Source organism: Paenibacillus sp. FSL L8-0708, from assembly GCF_038009325.1.
In the GTDB taxonomy this organism is placed as follows: domain Bacteria; phylum Bacillota; class Bacilli; order Paenibacillales; family Paenibacillaceae; genus Paenibacillus_AQ; species Paenibacillus_AQ odorifer.
Genome location: NZ_JBBPBC010000001.1, coordinates 5,213,487 through 5,233,007, shown reverse-complemented (window position 1 = coordinate 5,233,007; position 19,521 = coordinate 5,213,487). Strand labels below are relative to the sequence as shown.

Sequence of the window (19,521 nt, the reverse complement as noted above, 5' to 3'; positions counted from 1 at the left end):
CGCGCAGACTTAACTTTTTTTGAAATTACATTGTGAAATGCGCGAATATGGGTCATAAATTCGTTCCGGATACATATGATGATACTAGTCCAAATGCATGTCCGAGCATTCGGAGTTTAGCGCGGGGCAAGTACGTCCCGGTCGAAAGCAGCTAGGCTTCGGGCGGGCATACGATAAGTCCGGTTGATGTCCTGCAAGGGTCAGATTACCGGCGGAACGCGAAGTCGATGCTCTTCAGGCATTTTTTCTTCGGAGTAATATGAGGAGGGGATCTCTTTTGGAAAAAGTGGATATTTTCAAGGACATTGCCGAGCGTACCGGCGGAGACATTTATCTTGGCGTCGTCGGCGCGGTTCGCACGGGGAAATCGACATTTATCAAGCGCTTCATGGAAACCATTGTCCTGCCAAACATCACGAATGAGGCTGATCGAGTAAGAGCTGTGGATGAGCTTCCGCAAAGCGCAGCAGGCAAAACGATTATGACGACAGAACCGAAGTTTGTGCCAAACAACGCAGTCCAAATCAAGGTTGCGGAAGGGCTTGAGGTTAATGTTCGTCTGGTAGACTGTGTGGGTTACGCTGTAGAGGGTGCAAAAGGTTACGAGGATGAAAATGGACCACGAATGATCTCTACACCTTGGTTTGAAGAGCCTATTCCTTTTCAGGAAGCGGCAGAAATCGGGACACGTAAGGTTATTCAGGAGCATTCAACGCTAGGTGTAGTGGTAACAACAGATGGTACGATTGCAGAAATTCCGCGGAACTCGTACGTGGACTCTGAAGAGCGCGTCATTGCAGAGCTGAAGGAAGTGGGTAAGCCGTTTGTGCTTGTCATTAACTCCACCCGGCCACGCAGTGAGGAAGCGCAGCAGCTCCGTAACGAGCTAGCCATCAAATACGATATCCCAGTTATGACGCTAAGCGCCGCAAACATGAGCGAAGATGACGTAACGGGTGTGCTGCGGGAAGTGCTTTATGAATTCCCAGTGCATGAAGTAAATGTAAATCTGCCAAGCTGGGTTATGGTGCTTGGAGAAAACCACTGGCTGCGTAGTAGTTATGAGAACTCCGTTCGCGATACTGTAAAAGACATCCGCCGCCTGCGGGATGTTGACCGCCTCGTATCTCAGTTCACCGAATATGACTTTATTGATAAAGCTGGCCTAAGTGGTATGAACATGGGTCAGGGTGTAGCAGAGATCGACCTGTATGCTCCAGAAGAGCTGTACGATCAAGTTCTGATGGAAGTGGTGGGGGTTGAGATCCGCGGTAAGGATCATCTGCTCCAGCTTATGCAGGAGTTCTCACATGCGAAACGAGAATACGACCGATTCTCAGAAGCTTTGGAAATGGTCAAGACTACTGGCTATGGTATCGCGGCTCCATCTTTAGCCGAAATGGCACTCGACGAGCCAGAACTGATTCGTCAGGGCTCTCGCTTCGGGGTTCGCTTAAAGGCTACGGCACCATCCATTCATATGATTCGGGTGGATGTGGAGTCTGAATTCTCGCCAATCATCGGAACGGAAAAGCAAAGCGAAGAGCTGGTTCGTTATCTGATGCAGGACTTTGAGAATGATCCTATTAAGATTTGGGAATCCGATATTTTTGGCCGCTCCCTACACTCCATTGTAAGAGAAGGAATTCAAGGCAAGATAGCTATGATGCCGGATAATGCGCGCTACAAACTGCAAGAAACGCTTGGCCGCATTATAAATGAGGGTTCCGGCGGACTTATTGCAATTATTCTCTAAGCTGAATATAAATAAATTCAAAGAGTGGGAGAAATCCTGCTCTTTTTATTTGTATATATCCTAAAACTTGATACCTAGTTCCTATAATAACGGTGAATCTGACTCAATTATTCTGATGAAATAAAGACCTTAACTGCTCCTATAGGTCTAACAAATTAGATCGAATTTAGATAAATATGCAAGTATAGATGATAATTTCTGCTCCTTTTTTGAGTAACAGCTTGAATTTATGGATGGGCTGTATTACTATAAGTTTGTTGCGCTTCAAGGTCTAAGGGCGCCAAAGTTAAGTTTTAAACGGGATTATCACGTATATTTTACGTTGAAACGGAAACAGTGTATGATACCGGAGAATTTACTCAGGGAGGTGAGAAAACATGAATAAATCAGATTTGATCAATGTAGTTACAGAAGCAACTGAACTTCCCAAGAAGGATGCTACTAAAGCTGTAGATGCGGTTTTCGAAGCAATTACAGAAGCACTGCAAAGCGGTGATAAAGTACAACTGGTTGGATTCGGAAACTTTGAAGTGCGTGAGCGTTCTGCACGTAAAGGCCGTAACCCGCAAACTGGTGAAGAAATCGAAATTCCTGCAAGCAAGGTACCGGCATTCAAACCCGGTAAGGCGCTGAAAGACGGAATCAAATAAAGATTTCTACATACCTATCCCATAGTCTTTTTAAGAACAACTATGCCGCCCTCCAAGGCGGCATTTGTTTTTTGAAATACTATGAACTGTATAATAGGTTTAGAGGAGGATGAGTGATGATGGATAAAAATACGGGTACTACTCCGCTTCCAACGGGCAGCGACTATATTGTGGTTAAGGCTAAAGATAATGGCGTTCAGGTCATTGGGTTAACCAGAGGTACAGATACACGTTTTCATCATACAGAGAAGCTGGATAAGGGCGAGGTATTGATTGCCCAGTTTACTGATCATACCTCAGCGATGAAGATCCGCGGTAAGGCTGAAATATGGACAAAGCACGGACAATTGGAAAGTGAAAGCTGAAAAGCAGGCATAGCCTGCTTTTTTTCAAAATATAGTAAAGATAAATGATCGTATTCCGCTAAGAGTGGGAATTATGGATAAGGGGGGCGTGTTCATGAACAAGGCCTGGTGGGTTGGAGCCGTATTACTCTTGACTGCAACCTCTGCTGTAATATTGCCCAAAGTGGCAGATATGGATTCAACCTTACAGCAGCGAAATGGTGCAGTGGAGACTTTTACTGGCGGCTATAACACGGTGCTAGACAACGATAATCTTGTTGATGTTCTTGGCGCACTTCCATTGACCTTATCCATTGATAGCGTAGACTGGGAGGATCACGTTCTGTCTCTGGATTTAAAAGTGAGCGGAAATGATCATGAACCCCAGGAGCTTTATCGAAATATGGCACAGACTATTTCTTTTGCTTTTCAAGAAACCTCGAATGTGGATCAGCTCCTGCTGCGCATCGTGGTCATGGATAAATGGCTGGATAGCCGCCGGCTGCTGCTAGCAGGGGATATCAGACGCGCGGAGTGGTCCGTTGAACTCCAGAATGAACTTCAGTCTGCGGGTAATTTCCCCATTTCCGAGCGTCTCAAGACGGGCTTCCGTATTAGTGAGACTGAGCTCTGGAAGAAGCAGTTCAGTTATCCTTGAGAAGAATAAAAGAAACTCAGTTGTGTCACAGTGCGTGACAAAAAAACATGTGATATAATAGACAAGATTGTGAACAAAGGAATTAATATAAATGTCAATGGCTTCGGAGGCTGAAATGAAACCGTACTGCATACCGCAACTGGCAAAACCCTACACCGACTACGACATGATTCAGAAGCATACGGATTTGCCGCCGTTTTCTGATGGCCGGGGTCATTTGTTATATATTTTTCTAAACCATGGATCTTCTGTAAAAGGAAGTACTGGTGAGTTGTATACGCTCGTAACCGCACTTATTCAACTTGGACTAGATACACATGAGGTAATTGACCGCTCGAATGATAGACGCGGTGGAGATCCTATGCGTTCCCGTCAATTAAAGGTATTGGCTGGCGATTATTTTAGTAGCTGGTTTTACCATCTGCTTGCAAAGAGTGATCAGATTGAGATGGTTGGAATCTTGAGTAAGGCGATTGCTGATTTCAATGTCTTGAAAGCGAACCTCTATGTGAAGATGAGAGGAATCCGTCTTTCGGCTGAACAATACTTGCGGCACATGGTACAGCTCAATATGCGGCTGTTCCTTTCTTTTACGCCCATGATCGAGAATTCCTTAGTGGAATTGTGGGAGAAGTTATTGACAGAGTTCAGTCAGTGCGAAACGGTTGCCATTGAGCTTCAGCGTTGTGATAACCTTGAGAATGCAAGCAATGGTTATTGCTACTGGAAGATGCTGGAGTCAGCGACAGAGGAAGAACGCAAACAGCTTCAAGACCAGAACCTTGATCAGAAGGACTGGAAGATGCTGAAGATGAAATATAAATGTGATTCTCTGCTGACGGACATGCTCCATCAGTCGATTCAGTCGATTCAGGGACTATTACAAAGCGTTAAAGACGAAAGCCTGCTTAGAGAGCTTGAGATAGCGCTGGATCGTATTCTCCTGCAGATGAAAGTCTCAGGACAAGCAGCCGTGGAGGGTTAGTGGATGACTATGGACAAAACTACAACTGCTGTGGGTGATAACAGCAAACCGAAGGAACAGTTTGTGCACTCGGTGTTTGAGAGTATTGCAGGTAAATATGATTTGATGAATGACATCTTAAGTTTTCGCCGGCATAAGGCTTGGCGTAAGTTCACGATGAAGAAGATGGGCATGAAGCGCGGGGATTCAGCTGTAGACTTATGCTGCGGCACTTGCGATTGGAGCATTGCCTTGGCCGAAGCCTCACAGACAGGGAATGTGATAGGGCTCGACTTCAGTGCAGGCATGCTTGAAGTGGGGCACCGTAAGGTGGAGGAGCGCAAGCTTCAGAACCGGATCTCTCTCGTACAGGGCAACGCTATGGAGTTGCCTTTTGAAGACAACGCATTTGATTATGCAACGATTGGTTTTGGACTCCGCAACGTACCGGATCTTGTTCAAGTGCTGAACGAGATGAAACGAGTGGTGAAGCCCGGAGGAATGGTGGTCTGCCTGGAGCTTTCCAAGCCGATGAAACAACCGTTTAAAGGTATCTATTTCTTTTATTTTCAGCGTGTTCTTCCATTGCTGGGCAAGTTATTCGCTAAAAGGTATGAGCAATACAAATGGCTGCCAGAATCGCTGGCGCTGTTCCCTGACCGGGAGCAATTAGCTGCTATTTTCCGTGAAACCGGACTGCAAAAAGTGGAATCCTTCCCCTTGACCGGAGGCATCGCGGCATTACATATTGGGCTCAAGGAGAACGGGAATGTTTAAGAAAATCGGTATCTTTTTACAAATGATCAAGTTTGAACATACGGTATTTGCTTTACCTTTTGCTTTTATGGGCGCTTTACTTGGTTCCGTTGTCATGTTTGGCACGCTACCTACCTGGAGCCAGATTGGTTGGATCGTAGTGGCTATGTTTGGGGCACGGAGCGCTGCTATGGGGCTGAATCGACTGATTGACCGGATAAGTGATGCTAAGAATCCACGCACAGCGGGAAGAGCTATTCCTGCAGGATTATTGAAGATCGGTGAAGTCGTCATTTTTATCGGCATTTCGTTTTTCTTACTCTTTTGGGCAGCCTTTAAGCTGAATCCTTTGTCGGCCAAGCTCTTGCCAATCGCAGTTTTCCTTCTTGTCATTTATTCATTTACTAAGCGGTTTACATGGGCCTGCCATCTTATCCTCGGTCTGACCATTGCGCTTGCACCTTTAGGCGGTTGGGTAGCTGTAACTGGTAGTGTGAATTGGACTTCAATGGTATTTTATTTCACTATTGTGTTTTGGACTGCAGGTTTTGATGTAATTTATTCTTGTCAGGATGTTGAGTTTGATCTAAAAGAGGGCTTGAAGTCCATTCCGGTTCGGTTCGGGGTTCAAGGTGCACTCTTTATTGCCCGCGTATTTCACATTCTCACGGCGATTGGATTCGTATCGTTGCTGTTTATGACGGATTTAAGCTGGTGGTATGTAGCAGGCATGATCATCGCATATATCATTCTCTTTTATGAGCACTACATTGTATCTCCGAGTGACCTGAGCCGTCTGCAGACTGCTTTTTTCACTATGAACGGCGTATTGAGCATCGTGGTGTTCTCTTTCACTTTGATTGACTTGGTGGTGCAGTTCTACTAATGACGCTTACTAAACCGAAAAACATCGTGGTTGGAATTACAGGAGCAAGCGGTGCGATATATGGTGTTCGTCTAACTGAAACCTTGCTGTCACTAGGCTACTCCGTGCATTTGGTAGTTAGTAATGCGGGCTGGCGCGTATTTAAAGAAGAACTTGGCTATATCGCATCAGACCGGGAGGGCTTTTTGAACGAAAGGTTCAAAGGCTATCCCGGTTCTCTGCTTTATCATCCTGTTGCGGATATCGGCGCATCCATTGCAAGTGGTTCGTTTCGTGTGGAAGGGATGATTATTATGCCTTGCTCTATGGGAACATTATCCGCGGTAGCGAATGGGACCTCTGATAATCTGATGACACGTGCTGCTGACGTTATGCTCAAGGAAGGCCGCCCACTGGTGCTTGTACCTCGTGAGACTCCATTGCATGCTATTCATCTAGAAAATATGTTGAAGCTGTCCCGTCTGGGAGTTCGGATGATTCCCGCAATGCCGGCTTTTTATTTTGGGCCGCAAAGTATGGATGATCTGATTAATTTCATGGTGGGCAAAGTGCTTGACAGCTTTAATATTGAACACAATTTATTTCGAAGATGGGGGGATTGAAAGGATGGACAATAACAGCCACACCATCATCGGCAAAATCAGCTATACCAACTCATGGCCGGTATTTCACAATTTTCATCCCTCTGCATTGAAATATTCTGCAGAGATGGTGAGTGAGGTACCTGCCATTCTTAATCAGGGGATGAGCCGTGGAACTATTCATGTAGGTGCTTTATCCTCTTTTGCTTATGCTGAGGCCAGTGACAAATTATTACTTCTACCTGATTTATCGGTTAGCGCGGACGGTCCTGTGAGATCAATATTCCTTTTTTCCAGGGTGCCATTTGCTCAGATTGGCAGCGGTAAGATCGCTGTTACGAATACTTCTGCAACCTCGGTAAATTTGCTGAAAATTTTAATGGAAAAAGCTTTTGGCAATAAACCGGAGTATATTAGCGCTAATCCTGATTTGGATGACATGATGCATGAAGCGGATGCCTGTTTATTAATTGGTGATAATGCTATTAAGGCCTCATGGCAGGATCAAGGTTATATCGTTACTGATCTGGCTGAGGTTTGGAAGGAATGGACGGGCTTAGGGATGACCTTTGCGGTCTGGGCAGTGAATCGAAAGGCTGCGGAGGACAAACCGGAAGCTATTTCTGAGATTGCAGAGGCTTTTGCCGAGAGTAAAATGCGGGGATTGAGAGATTTAGATCCTATTGTACAAGCAGCTTGTTCTAACATTGGAGGAACAAAGTCTTATTGGGAAGGGTACTTCCGCAATTTATGTTATGATTTTGGAGAAAGGCAGCAGCAAGGTTTGAACCTCTATTTCCGCTATGCCTATGAGATGGGCCTGCTGCCGCAGGAAGTGAAGATGGAGATTTGGAGCCATAAACTGTTGACACGGGTGAAAGAATGAAACGACTGCAAATATTCGGATTACTGAACAGAGATATGGATCAGATTGAAAAAGAGCTGTACCGCAGTGTACAGGGGGATGACGATCTGCTTACAGAAACCTCCCTGCATTTATTAAAGGCAGGCGGCAAAAGATTACGTCCCGTATTTGTCCTAATGGGCGGGAAATTCGGTAAGTATGATCTGGAAAAACTGAAACGGGTGGCGATACCGTTAGAGTTGATCCATAGCGCTTCACTGGTCCATGATGATGTGATCGACGATGCAGAATTGCGCCGTGGTGAACTCACCGTGAAAGCAAAATGGGGCGATAAAATTGCCATGTACACTGGTGACTACATATATGCAAAAGCGCTGGTTATGACTACGGAGCTGAAGAATCCACGAATTCATCAAATTCTGTCTAAGGCGATGATCGAAATGTCGATCGGAGAGATGGAGCAGATTCGTGACTTTTTCAACAGTGAGCAAAGTGTACGTCATTATCTACGGCGTATCCGCCGCAAAACAGCCCTGCTGATTGCAGTTAGCTGCCAACTCGGCGCTCTTGCTGCTGAAGCAGATCCAGAAGTAGCTCGTTTGCTTTATAATTATGGATATAACGTGGGTATGGCGTTCCAGATTCGTGATGATTTACTGGATCTCTCAGGCACAGAGAAACAGATCGGTAAACCTCCGGGCAGTGATATGCGGCAAGGAAACATTACACTTCCAGTGATTTATAGTCTTGAGGATGAGCGACTGCGCGAGTCATTGCTTGAGGAACTGAAGTCTATACGTGAGGGACATAGCACGGTAGGACATGCGATTGATCTCATTCTTTCCGGAGACGGAATCGCCCGTTCTGAGGAGCTCGCTTCACGTTATATCGACAAGGCGCTGGCGGCGCTGGAACAATTGCCTAACAATAAGACTAAGCGCAATCTGCGCGATATTGCGTATTTTATAACAGGAAGAAGTTATTGATCTTCTGGTGAGATTGAAATTAAACGTTTCCAGAAAGCAATGTTTCTGTTAAGATAGCGTCAAAACAACCCTTCAAATGGGAAAATGGAGAGTGCTTCTATGGAAAAGACGTATCTGATGGTCAAGCCTGATGGAGTTCAACGTGGATTAATAGGGCGTATTGTTGCCCGCTTTGAGGATAAGGGGTTTAAATTGGTCGCTGCTAAACTGATTACAGTTAGTGAGGATCAAGCGAAAAGACATTATGCTGAGCATGCAGGCAAAGACTTTTTTTCAGAGCTGGTCTCTTTCATCACTTCAGGTCCAGTGTTTGCAATGGTATGGGAAGGCGATGATGTCGTAACTTTATCCCGGACACTCATAGGCAAAACAAAAGTTGGAGAAGCTCTGCCAGGCACGATTCGTGGCGACTTTGCCAGCCATACACCACTTAATTTAATTCATGGATCAGACTCGCCTGAAAGTGCAGAACGGGAAATTGCTAATTTCTTTGCTCCAGATGAACTGAATCAGTATAACAAAGACATCGCAGTCTGGATGTAAGGTCCAGGTGGGAGGCAGGGGATTAACATGTCTGATCGTAATGTTGCAGCATTAACAACAGATCCAGATTATAGCGGATTTATTCACAACGTTAAACAAAGCACCGGAATTGATCTGGCTCAATATAAAGAAGCGCAGATGAAGCGGCGTTTGACGACTCTTCGGATGAAGAATGGGTATCATACCTTCAGTGATTTTTTTGCAGCGATGATGAAAAATAAGGACTTATTTTATGAATTTTTAGATCGAATGACGATCAATGTCTCTGAGTTCTGGCGGAATCCGAATCGCTGGGAAGTTTTGCGGGATATTATCCTCCCTGACCTCCAGCAGTCGGGCCGCAAATTAAAGCTGTGGAGCGCGGCATGTTCTACAGGCGAAGAGCCTTACACGCTGGCTATGATTTTGTCGGACAAGAATATATTGGCGCAGACAGGTATTCTTGCCACTGACATTGATGATGGCGCTTTATCCAAAGCAAAGCAGGGTCTTTATTTGGAACGTTCTTTAAAGGATGTGCCGAAAGACGTGGCAGCACGTTATTTTACGCCGGAAGGCCCTGTCTTCAAGGTCAGCGATTCACTTAAGAAAAACATAGATTTCCGCAAACAAAATTTGCTCTTGGATAAGTTCGACGAAGGCTTCGATCTTATTATTTGTCGCAATGTAATGATCTATTTTACTGAAGAAGCGAAGAACAAGCTCTATCATAAGTTTTCGGCTAGCTTACGTCCGGGTGGTTATTTGTTTGTGGGCAGCACAGAGCAAATCTTTACACCGGCTCAATATGGCTTTGAATCGACGGAAACTTTTTTCTATCGTAAAAAATAAATACTTTTTGCTCCTTCGCCATTAACTTCAAAGGTATACTTTCGCAAAAGTTCAGTGATACTGGATAGTAGAATCTGTACGCTAAGTGAAAGGAAAGTTAAACCGATGGACAAAAGCAAGGTCATTGCCGCGTACAAACGAGGCTTTATCACCGTTCGTGAGTGCGGGCAAATTCTCGGTGTGGAAGAAATGCAATTGGAGCGCCTTCTGCAGCTGGAAGAGCGTAAGTCTACATTCCCTCCACCAAGCCAGCGGCTCGGCAGCTAACAAGCTGAGGACCCAGCCGAGGAGCGCCATTCATACTCTTAAGGGTATGGATGGCGCTTTTTATTTCGGTATACATACAGTGTTTCTAGGGAGATCCCTTTCTTGTCAAAGCGGATTCCCTATACTATAATGAGCAAAGATCATAGGATTTTAGCGGTTTACAGTTTAAAAGTATAAAAGGGGGAAGACATCATGAGTTTACGCTATTTAACAGCGGGGGAAACGCACGGCCCCCAGCTAACGGCTATTATTGAGGGATTGCCAAGTAATTTAACTTTGGATTTTGAAGAGCTTAACTTTCAATTGCATCGTCGACAAAAGGGATACGGACGTGGACGCCGCATGCAGATTGAAAAAGATACGGCACAAATTGTAGGTGGAGTACGTCACGGCTATACTACGGGTGCTCCGGTAGCCTTGGTAGTAGAGAACAAGGATTGGACTCACTGGAAGAATATTATGAATATTGAACCTATTCCAGGCAGTGATGAAGAAAAACGCCGGGTAAATCGGCCGCGCCCTGGACATGCAGATTTGAATGGTGGATTGAAGTACAATCATACGGATCTTCGCAACGTTCTGGAGCGCTCCAGTGCCCGCGAAACCGCAGCCAGAGTTGCATGTGGCGCTGTAGCCAGACAGCTGCTGGCAGCTTTTGGTGTGAAAGTAGCAGGTCAAGTCATTCGCATTGGTGAAATTGAGGCACCTGCAAATGATCTGCCTATCGATGAGCTGATTGAACGGACAGAACAGTCTTCTGTCAGAGTTGTCGACAAAGAAACGGAACAGAAAATGGAGGCTTACATAGATCAGATCAAGGAAGAGGGCGACTCCATCGGTGGAATCGTTGAATGTATCGTCGAAGGACTGCCCATTGGACTTGGCAGCTATGTACAGTCAGACCGGAAGCTGGACGGTGCGATCGCTGGGGCAGTGATGTCGATTAATGCCTTCAAAGGCGTTGAAATCGGCATTGGGTTTGAAGCAGGTAAATTGCGTGGATCGCAAGTCCATGATGAAATTATGTATGAAGCTTCTAAAGGATACTATCGCGCAAGCAATCGTTTAGGCGGTTTTGAAGGCGGGATGACGAATGGCATGCCGGTAGTGGTTCGTGGTGTTATGAAGCCTATTCCTACCTTGTATAAGCCACTTCAAAGTGTAGATATCGATACGAAAGAACCTTTTACAGCTCAAGTAGAACGTTCGGATGCATGTGCGGTTCCAGCGGCATGTGTGGTTTTGGAAAGCGTAGTGGCATGGGAAGTTGCCAAAGCATTTCTTGATAAATTCGGCGGGGATTCTCTCGAAGAAATTAAAGCGAACTATGAAAACTATCTTGCACAATTGGAGAGTTATTAATCATGCGTACAATCAATGTAGATTTGGGAGATCGTTCTTATCCAATCCACATCGGTAGTGGTCTGCTGCAGAACATTGGCCAGTACTGTGCTGAGGCTGGACTGTCCACTCGCAGCCCGCTACTGGTTGTGAGTGATAGTGAAGTAGCTCCACGGTATTTACCGGCGCTTGAAGAAGCTCTACGTCAGCAAGGTTATACCGTAGTCAGCCATATTATGCCGGCAGGGGAAGCATCCAAATCATTAACCGTGTATGAAGAGGTTATGACGACCGCGATTCAAGCGGGACTAGATCGTAACTCAGCGGTGTTGGCTTTAGGTGGCGGGGTTGTTGGTGATTTAGCTGGTTTTGTAGCAGCTACCTACATGCGCGGAATAGGATTTCTACAAATTCCAACGACGATTCTAGCCCATGACAGCAGCGTAGGCGGCAAAGTGGCTGTCAATCATCCACTTGCCAAAAATATGGTTGGTGCGTTCTATCAACCTTCGCTGGTGCTTTACGATTTGGATACCCTTCGCACGCTTCCGCCGCGCCAAGTCTCTTCTGGCTTAGCTGAAGTAGTGAAGCATGGTCTGATTATGGACAAAGAATTTGCATATTGGTGCCGTGAACATGCTGATGAGCTGCTTGCTTTGAATGCTGAAGCTCTCGGCTATGCCCTTGAGCGCGGTTGTGCGATCAAAGCTCATGTCGTGGCGAACGATGAACGTGAGCATGGACTTCGGGCGATCCTGAATTTAGGCCATACAATCGGCCATGCTATTGAAGCGGTTGGCGGATACGGTGTGTTTTTGCACGGTGAAGCGATTGCGATTGGTATGGCGGGTTCGGCGCTGCTGGCTGTAAAGCTTGGACGTGACCGATCCATCTATGAGGATACAGTATCTATGTTATCTGCACTTTCACTGCCTATACAGCTTCCTTCTGAATATGATGAAGAGGAGCTAATGGAAGCAATGATGCATGATAAGAAATTCAAAGAAGGCAGAATGACTTTTATTGTGCCTGATGCCATAGGAGTAGTTAGTATTGTAAACGATGTACAGGAATCGCTTGTGCGAGAGGTTCTGGCAGAGCTTAAAAAGGAGGGGAAACCGTGGTAAATCGAGGGATTCGCGGAGCAACTACCGTGATTAATAACGAAGAAACAGAGATTTTGCGTGAAACCGTTGTGCTGCTGCGGGAGATCGTTGAACGCAATAATGTTATAGCTGAGGATATTAGCAATGTATGGATTACGATGACCAATGATCTGGATGCTACTTTTCCGGCAAGAGCCATTCGTGAGATTGAGGGCTGGGAAATGGTGCCGCTTATGTGTTCAACCGAGATCCCGGTCAAAGGCAGCCTGCCGATGTGTATCCGGTTAATGGTGCAGTTTAATACGGATAAATCACAGCGTGAGATCCGCCATGTGTATCTGAATGAAGCTCAGAAGCTTCGTCCGGATTTGTCGCAGAGTAAGTCTTAAATTTGAGTTGTGGGTTGTCAATGACCCTTGTCATCATGTATAGTGTAATTAGCCGAGTATAGAAGAGTTTAGTTGAGTTGAGATGAGTATAGTTGAGCAGAGTGCAAGAAATTTTTGCGAATATAAGAAAGTATAAGCTTTGTTCTATACATTCTTATATTTCACGCATATACGCTTACCGTCCTTATAAGGATGCTGAAGACGTTTATGCCTGATTAGCAGTTTTTGTGTACGCAGAGTCTTTATTTTGATATATACTGGAGTGTTATTTCACATCCGTGATGTATCTTATTTAGAGATAAGTCTGTAGGCACAACATAACGATGCTGATCATTGCTCAAAAACATATACTTACTTACACAAACCCTCTACTTTGGTAGAGGGTTTTTCTGTGTTTCGGAAAGATTTATATAACCAAGGGGGCATCTAAAAATGACGAATCCGAGTGTTCAAGAGGTGGTAAAGCTGTCGCAGGATTATAATCTGATTCCTGTTGTGAAGCGGCTGCTGGCTGATATGGAAACACCTATCCGGTTATTCCAACGTTTTGCTGAACGTGACCGCGCGTTCTTACTAGAAAGTGTAGAGGGTGGCAAACAATGGGCCCGGTATTCGTTCATCGGCAGCGATCCCTTTTTAATGATATCGGGAAAAAAGGGTGCGATTAACGTAGAGATCGACGGTAAGAAAAAACAGCTGCATGGAAAGCCGATTGAGGAGCTTAAGGCGCTGCTTCGTTCATACCGTAGCCCTAAGCTGGATGAGATGCCGCCATTTACTGGAGGAGCGATCGGATTTTTTGGATATGATCTGCTGCAATATTATGAGAAGCTTCCTGAGCATCCAGTAGATGATCTCCAAATGGATGATATCCGGTTTATGTTCTGTGATCGCATCATTGTTTTTGATCATGTGAAACAACAAATTCTCCTAGTTGGCAACCTGCATGTTAAAGACGGTGATACGGACTCAGATATCAAATCCAATTACGAAAGCTTAAGTCGTAAGCTTGAGGATATGGCCGAAGAGCTGCAGAAGGAAGGGCCTAAGGAAAATGTGAACCGCCGCAGCATTCCGCAGGATATTGAGCTGGGTGAGATTCATTCCAACCTGACTAAAGAACAATATATCAACAACGTAGAACAAGCGAAGGAATACATTCGGGCTGGCGATATTTTTCAAGTGGTGTTGTCGCAGCGCCTGCATATTGAAACGGAAGTTTCTCCACTGCATGTATACCGGATGCTCAGGACGCTTAACCCATCTCCATATATGTATTATTTGAAAATGGATGAAGAGATTATTGTTGGAACCTCACCGGAAGCGCTCGTAAAGGTAGATGGAAACCATGTGGAGACACGGCCGATTGCCGGAACAAGACCAAGAGGTGAAAGTGAAGCTTCGGATCGTGCTTACGCCGCGGAGCTGCTGGAGGATGAAAAAGAACGTGCAGAGCATTTGATGCTAGTTGATCTAGGTCGTAATGATTTAGGAAGAGTGTCCAAATTCGGTTCTGTAAAATGTGATTCCTTTATGGAAATTGAAAGATACTCTCATGTCATGCATATGGTTTCGAATGTGTCAGGCACGCTTAGCGAGGATAAAGATTTCTTTGATGCCTTTCTCTCCTGTCTGCCAGCCGGTACTGTCTCAGGAGCACCTAAGCTACGGGCAATGGAGATTATTGCTGAATTGGAGCGAGAAGCCCGTGGTGCTTATGCGGGGGCGATTGGATATTTGGGATTCTCGGGAAATATGGATTCATGTATCACCATCCGTACAATCATCTTCCGTAAGGGCAGAGCATATGTGCAGGCTGGAGCGGGTATCGTTTGGGACTCAGTTCCGGAGAAAGAGTATGAAGAGACGGTGAATAAAGCGAAGGGCATGCTAAAAGCTATTCGTATGGCAGAGGCTATGTTCCCACCCGAGATAAAAGAGAAACAAGTCATCAATCAAGATTACATGTACGCATATACCCCTGAACAGGTGGTTTGATTAATAAAAAAGATTACATTAAGGCTGGGAGGATGAACATTATGGATGCAACAAAATTGATACAATCAGGAATCGCTGGACTAATCGAAGGCAAAAGTCTGACACGTGTAGAAGCACGGGATATAATGGGTGCAATCATGCTGGGAGAGGCTTCACAGGCGCAAATCGGATCACTGCTGACCGCTTTACGGATTAAGGGAGAGACCGTGGAGGAGATTACGGGGTTTGCGGAAGCCATGAGAGGTTTCGGCACACCTGTCCTTACTGAAAAAGCGCGTCTGCTAGATACATGTGGAACGGGCGGTTCCGGCATCCATAAGTTTAATATTTCTACCGCCTCAGCGATTATTTCATCAGCGGCTTCGGTACGAGTTGCCAAACATGGCAACCGCTCAGCTTCCGGTAGAGCAGGAAGTGCAGATGTACTTGAAGCTTTGGGCGTCAACATTCATCTGAATGCGGATCAGGCTCGGGAATGCTTGGATCGAATCGGCATTTGTTTTTTATTCGCACAAATCTATCATCCTTCGATGCGGCATGCGGCAGCACCGCGTAAAGAGCTTGGAGTGCGGACGATTTTTAATATGCTTGGTCCGCTTACGAATCCCGCTGGTGCTGACCGTCAGCTGCTGGGGATTTATGATCGGAATAAGACAGAGACGGTGGCTAATGTACTGAAGGAGCTGGGGTCCAAGCGTGCGATGGTTGTTAGCAGCTTGGATGGTCTGGATGAAATCAGCATCTCGGCCCCTACATTAGTGTCTGAGCTAAAAGAGGGCATCGTAACCACGTATGAGGTAACGCCAGAGGCATTAGGTCTTAACAGACATCCATTGGAAGCTGTGCTGGGTGGAGATGCAGCTGAAAATGCGGCGATTATTACCTCGGTCCTTCAAGGGCAGATGAATCCTTATCGCGATATCGTTCTTGCTAACGCCGGAGCCTGTATATATGTTGCTGGTCTGGCAGATACCATGGCCGGAGGCGTAGAGAGAGCAAAAGAAGTAGTGGATTCAGGCAAGGCACTATCCAAGCTTAATCAGCTTGTAGCTATGACGGAGGAACTTAATTATGTATCTTGATAAAATTGTCGCGACTAAGATAAAAGAGGTTGAACTGCTCAGTAAAAACTTTTCGCTGGCACAAGCAGAGCGTGATATTGCGCTTCTTCCGGCAACAAGAGGCTTTCGTAAGGCTCTGACCCAAGGGAAGAACAGAGATATGGGCTTGATCGCTGAGGTGAAGAAGGCTTCTCCTTCCAAAGGGTTGATCCGTGAGGATTTTGATCCTGTTTCCATTGCAAAAGGGTATGAAGCTGGAGGTGCAGATTGCTTATCTGTTCTGACGGACACAGAATATTTCCAGGGCAGCGCAGCTTATCTGCAGCAAGTGAAGGAAGCTGTAAATCTGCCGCTGCTTCGCAAAGATTTTATTATCGATGAGAAGCAGATCTACGAAGCACGTCTTCTCGGAGCGGATGCCGTGTTGTTAATCGTCGCTATTTTGACACCGGCACAACTATCTCATTTTATAGATATAGCTTCAGGGCTTGGATTGGATATCTTGATTGAGGTGCATGACCGGAATGAACTGGCGGTTGTACTGAGCACAGAAAAGATAACCCAACCTAACGTCCTGCTAGGAATTAATAACCGTAATCTACGTACCTTTGAGACCTCTTTGGAGACAACAGCCGAGCTGGCAGCTCTTGTGCCGCAAGGTGTTCCAGTGATCAGCGAAAGTGGAATTTCCGGGTCAACAGACATCGACTACTTAAGAACTACTGGTGCTCACGGAGTGCTCGTTGGGGAGTATCTAATGCGTCAAGCTAACGTAGAGGATGCGGTTAACGGTTTGCTCGGTGAGCTTCCTAATGGAAAGGACCGTGTACGGCATGGCTGAGACATTAGTAAAAATCTGTGGACTTCAGGACGTTGAAGTGCTAAAATCTATGTTACACTTACCACTAGATTATATCGGATTTGTTTTTGCACCTAGCCGCCGGAAGGTATCCATAGAGCGTGCTGCCGAACTGATTGCAGAGCTTCCAAATTGGAAGACTGGTGAAATTCCTAAGGCTGCCGGGGTTTTTGTTAATCCGGAGCTGGATGAGTTGAACGAATTGCTGTCTGTGGTGCATTTAGATGTAATTCAGCTTCATGGACAGGAGAGTCCAGCTTTTTGCCAGCAGGTTCGCCGAGCTTATCCACAGGTTCAGGTATGGAAGGCACTGTCCGTTGCGGATCAAGAGCGGGATAAAGCTGAAAATGAATATAGCTTGGAAGATTACGTAGCTGCAGTAGATGCGGTTTTATTAGATACTTATGATCCATTGCAGAGTGGCGGCTCCGGCCGAACGTTCGCTTGGAATAAATTACCTGCTTACCAAGAAATTGCAGTACAACATGACTTGCCCTTGTTTGTGGCTGGAGGGCTTCATTCAGATAATGTTGGTGAATTGCTTGATACCTATGCCCCGTATGGGGTAGACGTGTCGAGTGGAGTAGAGACTGACGGCATTAAGGATATTCAAAAAATGACAGCTTTTGTGGAAAGGGTGAAGCAATCATGATACAAGTACCGGACCAGCATGGACGTTTCGGTTCATTCGGAGGCCGCTTCGTGCCCGAGACTTTGATGAATGCATTGATTGAGTTGGAGGAGGCTTACCGTAAGTTTTCGGCAGATCCAGCTTTTCAGGAAGAAATAGATTATCTATTAAAGCAGTATTCCGGACGGGAGACCCCGCTGTATTATGCGGAGCGTCTGAGCAAACATCTGGGAGAAGCTAAAATATATCTGAAGCGTGAAGATTTGAATCATACAGGTGCCCATAAGATTAACAATGCGATTGGTCAAGGGATTTTGGCCAAAATGATGGGAAAAACGAAGGTAATCGCTGAGACGGGTGCGGGTCAACATGGTGTAGCCACAGCTACAGTTGCAGCTTTGCTAGGTATGGAATGTAAGGTGTTTATGGGGGAAGAGGATACACGTCGCCAGGCCCTTAACGTATTCCGGATGAAGCTGCTTGGTGCAGAAGTGATTCCCGTTACTTCCGGATCGCGTACTTTAAAAGATGCCGGCAACGAAGCGCTTCGCTACTGGGTTAGCAATGTAGACGATACCTTCTATATATTGGGTTCAGCTGTAGGACCACATCCTTATCCGATGATGGTCCGTAACTTTCAGCGGGTTATTGGGGATGAAACACGGCGCCAGATTCTGGAGGCTGAAGGAAGGCTGCCGGATGTGCTCGTAGCTGCTGTAGGCGGTGGCAGTAATGCCATCGGTATGTTCTATCCATTTGTTGAGGATGAAAATGTCGGTATGATTGGTGTAGAGGCGGCTGGTAAAGGCATTGATACCCCTTTTCATGCGGCAACAATGAGTAAAGGAACTCATGGCGTATTCCAGGGATCGATGAGTTATCTCCTGCAGGATGAGCATGGACAAGTAACAGAAGCACATTCCATTTCCGCAGGCCTGGATTATCCTGGTGTGGGTCCTGAACACTCCTATCTAAAAGATATCGAACGCGCAAAATATGTCCCGATTACAGATGCAGAGGCGCTAGATGCACTGAAGCTGCTATGTGTAACGGAAGGCATTATTCCAGCGTTAGAATCGGCGCATGCGATAGCACATGTTGTAAAAATGGGTCCAACCCTTACTAAGGATGACATTGTTGTCATCTGCCTGTCAGGCCGGGGAGACAAAGACGTAGAATCCATTATGGCGTATACAGAAGGGAAGGGAACTGAATGACAACCCAAACTACAAACCGGATGGATTTGGTATTCCGGAAGCTAAAAGCTGAGAACCGGACCGCATTGATTCCTTTTCTGACTGTTGGAGATCCGGATTTGGAGACTACTCTTGCCATCATCACTGAACTGGAGACAGCAGGGGCAGATATTCTGGAGCTTGGAGTACCATACTCTGATCCGCTTGCAGACGGCCCTGTAATTCAGCGAGCATCTGCCCGGGCACTGCGGGGTGAAGTTCACCTGCGCACTTGCATGGAGACCGCGTTAAAGGCTCGTGAAGCCGGCAGCAGTTTGCCATTTATCTTGTTTTCTTATTACAATCCTATCCTGCAAATGGGTCTAGATACGTTTTTTGCTGATCTGAACAAGCATGAAATTAGCGGACTTATTATCCCGGATCTTCCCGTTGAGGAATCAGCGGAGATGCGGCGCCGTAGTGATGAAGTTGGAGTCAACCTCATTCCTTTAGTTGCACCAACCTCAAGCGAACGGATTGCAAAGATTGTATCCGGTGCGAGCGGTTTTATCTATTGTGTATCTTCATTAGGGGTGACTGGAGAAAGATCCTCTTTCCATGCGGATGTAGAAGCCTTTATTGATTCCGTTCGTCAAGCTACGGATCTGCCAGTGGCTGTAGGATTTGGGATCTCTACTGGCGAACAGGTTGCCCGTTTTGCTCAGATTTGCGATGGTGTTGTAGTAGGGAGTGCCATTGTCCGCAAAATAGAAGAGGTAATCCCGTTGCTCGATCATCCTGCTACGCGGAATGAGGGACTGTTGCAAATTCGAGAATTTGTGGCACAATTAAAAAGACCATAACAGTGTCATTC

The 19,521-nt window shown here is 45.9% G+C and carries 22 protein-coding genes; all 22 read left to right on the top strand.

Going from position 1 to position 19,521, the window contains the following annotated elements:
• Positions 1–277 precede the first annotated feature (277 nt).
• The 22 genes from spoIVA to trpA all read left to right on the top strand — a co-directional run bounded on the left by spoIVA (position 278) and on the right by trpA (position 19,510).
• Positions 278–1,756, top strand: coding sequence for a stage IV sporulation protein A (spoIVA, locus tag NYE58_RS24970; protein ID WP_036676222.1), 1,479 nt, complete (start codon positions 278–280; stop codon positions 1,754–1,756).
• A gap of 377 nt (positions 1,757–2,133) precedes the next feature.
• Positions 2,134–2,406 carry an HU family DNA-binding protein gene (locus NYE58_RS24965; protein WP_036676223.1) on the top strand — a complete coding sequence of 91 codons (273 nt, stop codon included), beginning with the start codon at positions 2,134–2,136 and terminating at the stop codon, positions 2,404–2,406.
• Positions 2,407–2,522: 116 nt separating this feature from the next.
• Positions 2,523–2,771: a trp RNA-binding attenuation protein MtrB gene (gene mtrB / locus NYE58_RS24960; RefSeq protein ID WP_051490908.1), complete on the top strand. Its 249-nt coding sequence runs from the start codon at positions 2,523–2,525 to the stop codon at positions 2,769–2,771.
• 94 nt (positions 2,772–2,865) lie between these two features.
• Complete coding sequence (locus NYE58_RS24955) at positions 2,866–3,408, top strand: hypothetical protein (protein ID WP_341003284.1); 543 nt, start codon at positions 2,866–2,868, stop codon at positions 3,406–3,408.
• Positions 3,409–3,523: 115 nt separating this feature from the next.
• A complete protein-coding gene (locus NYE58_RS24950) occupies positions 3,524–4,393 on the top strand; it encodes a heptaprenyl diphosphate synthase component 1 (protein WP_076184236.1) in 870 nt (289 codons plus the stop codon).
• Positions 4,394–4,402: 9 nt separating this feature from the next.
• The gene (locus tag NYE58_RS24945; RefSeq protein ID WP_076276733.1) at positions 4,403–5,149 is read left to right on the top strand and encodes a demethylmenaquinone methyltransferase; all 747 of its coding nucleotides are present in this window, start codon (positions 4,403–4,405) and stop codon (positions 5,147–5,149) included.
• Positions 5,142–6,014, top strand: a complete 873-nt coding sequence (locus tag NYE58_RS24940) for a UbiA-like polyprenyltransferase (protein WP_076127498.1) — start codon at positions 5,142–5,144, stop codon at positions 6,012–6,014. The genes NYE58_RS24945 and NYE58_RS24940 overlap by 8 nt, the downstream gene beginning before the upstream one ends.
• On the top strand, positions 6,014–6,616 hold the full coding sequence (locus NYE58_RS24935; protein WP_036676229.1) for a UbiX family flavin prenyltransferase: 603 nt from the start codon (positions 6,014–6,016) through the stop codon (positions 6,614–6,616). Before NYE58_RS24940 ends, NYE58_RS24935 begins: the two co-directional genes overlap by 1 nt.
• A 4-nt stretch (positions 6,617–6,620) precedes the next feature.
• Positions 6,621–7,481 carry a menaquinone biosynthetic enzyme MqnA/MqnD family protein gene (locus NYE58_RS24930; protein ID WP_076218704.1) on the top strand — a complete coding sequence of 287 codons (861 nt, stop codon included), beginning with the start codon at positions 6,621–6,623 and terminating at the stop codon, positions 7,479–7,481.
• Positions 7,478–8,446 carry a polyprenyl synthetase family protein gene (locus NYE58_RS24925; RefSeq protein WP_076127501.1) on the top strand — a complete coding sequence of 323 codons (969 nt, stop codon included), beginning with the start codon at positions 7,478–7,480 and terminating at the stop codon, positions 8,444–8,446. Before NYE58_RS24930 ends, NYE58_RS24925 begins: the two co-directional genes overlap by 4 nt.
• A 99-nt stretch (positions 8,447–8,545) precedes the next feature.
• On the top strand, positions 8,546–8,989 hold the full coding sequence (gene ndk / locus NYE58_RS24920) for a nucleoside-diphosphate kinase (RefSeq protein WP_076127503.1): 444 nt from the start codon (positions 8,546–8,548) through the stop codon (positions 8,987–8,989).
• Between the two features lie 27 nt (positions 8,990–9,016).
• Complete coding sequence (locus tag NYE58_RS24915; RefSeq protein ID WP_036676236.1) at positions 9,017–9,820, top strand: CheR family methyltransferase; 804 nt, start codon at positions 9,017–9,019, stop codon at positions 9,818–9,820.
• 105 nt (positions 9,821–9,925) lie between these two features.
• Positions 9,926–10,087 (top strand): hypothetical protein, encoded by a 162-nt coding sequence (locus NYE58_RS24910; RefSeq protein ID WP_169744788.1) that lies wholly within the window; start codon positions 9,926–9,928, stop codon positions 10,085–10,087.
• Between the two features lie 192 nt (positions 10,088–10,279).
• Positions 10,280–11,449 (top strand): chorismate synthase, encoded by a 1,170-nt coding sequence (gene aroC, locus NYE58_RS24905; protein WP_076134686.1) that lies wholly within the window; start codon positions 10,280–10,282, stop codon positions 11,447–11,449.
• Positions 11,450–11,451: 2 nt separating this feature from the next.
• Complete coding sequence (gene aroB / locus NYE58_RS24900) at positions 11,452–12,555, top strand: 3-dehydroquinate synthase (protein ID WP_076218705.1); 1,104 nt, start codon at positions 11,452–11,454, stop codon at positions 12,553–12,555.
• Positions 12,549–12,923, top strand: coding sequence for a chorismate mutase (gene aroH / locus NYE58_RS24895; protein ID WP_076127508.1), 375 nt, complete (start codon positions 12,549–12,551; stop codon positions 12,921–12,923). The genes aroB and aroH overlap by 7 nt, the downstream gene beginning before the upstream one ends.
• Positions 12,924–13,355: 432 nt before the next feature.
• On the top strand, positions 13,356–14,921 hold the full coding sequence (gene trpE / locus NYE58_RS24890) for an anthranilate synthase component I (protein WP_076218706.1): 1,566 nt from the start codon (positions 13,356–13,358) through the stop codon (positions 14,919–14,921).
• A 41-nt stretch (positions 14,922–14,962) separates the two neighbouring features.
• Entirely contained in the window at positions 14,963–16,003 is a 1,041-nt protein-coding gene (trpD, locus tag NYE58_RS24885) for an anthranilate phosphoribosyltransferase (protein ID WP_175618936.1), read from the top strand.
• Entirely contained in the window at positions 15,993–16,823 is an 831-nt protein-coding gene (gene trpC / locus NYE58_RS24880; protein WP_076276711.1) for an indole-3-glycerol phosphate synthase TrpC, read from the top strand. The genes trpD and trpC overlap by 11 nt, the downstream gene beginning before the upstream one ends.
• Positions 16,816–17,493 (top strand): phosphoribosylanthranilate isomerase, encoded by a 678-nt coding sequence (locus NYE58_RS24875; RefSeq protein WP_341003280.1) that lies wholly within the window; start codon positions 16,816–16,818, stop codon positions 17,491–17,493. Before trpC ends, NYE58_RS24875 begins: the two co-directional genes overlap by 8 nt.
• Positions 17,490–18,689, top strand: a complete 1,200-nt coding sequence (gene trpB / locus NYE58_RS24870) for a tryptophan synthase subunit beta (protein ID WP_076127515.1) — start codon at positions 17,490–17,492, stop codon at positions 18,687–18,689. Before NYE58_RS24875 ends, trpB begins: the two co-directional genes overlap by 4 nt.
• Complete coding sequence (gene trpA, locus NYE58_RS24865) at positions 18,686–19,510, top strand: tryptophan synthase subunit alpha (protein WP_076127517.1); 825 nt, start codon at positions 18,686–18,688, stop codon at positions 19,508–19,510. The genes trpB and trpA overlap by 4 nt, the downstream gene beginning before the upstream one ends.
• Positions 19,511–19,521: the final 11 nt, after the last annotated feature.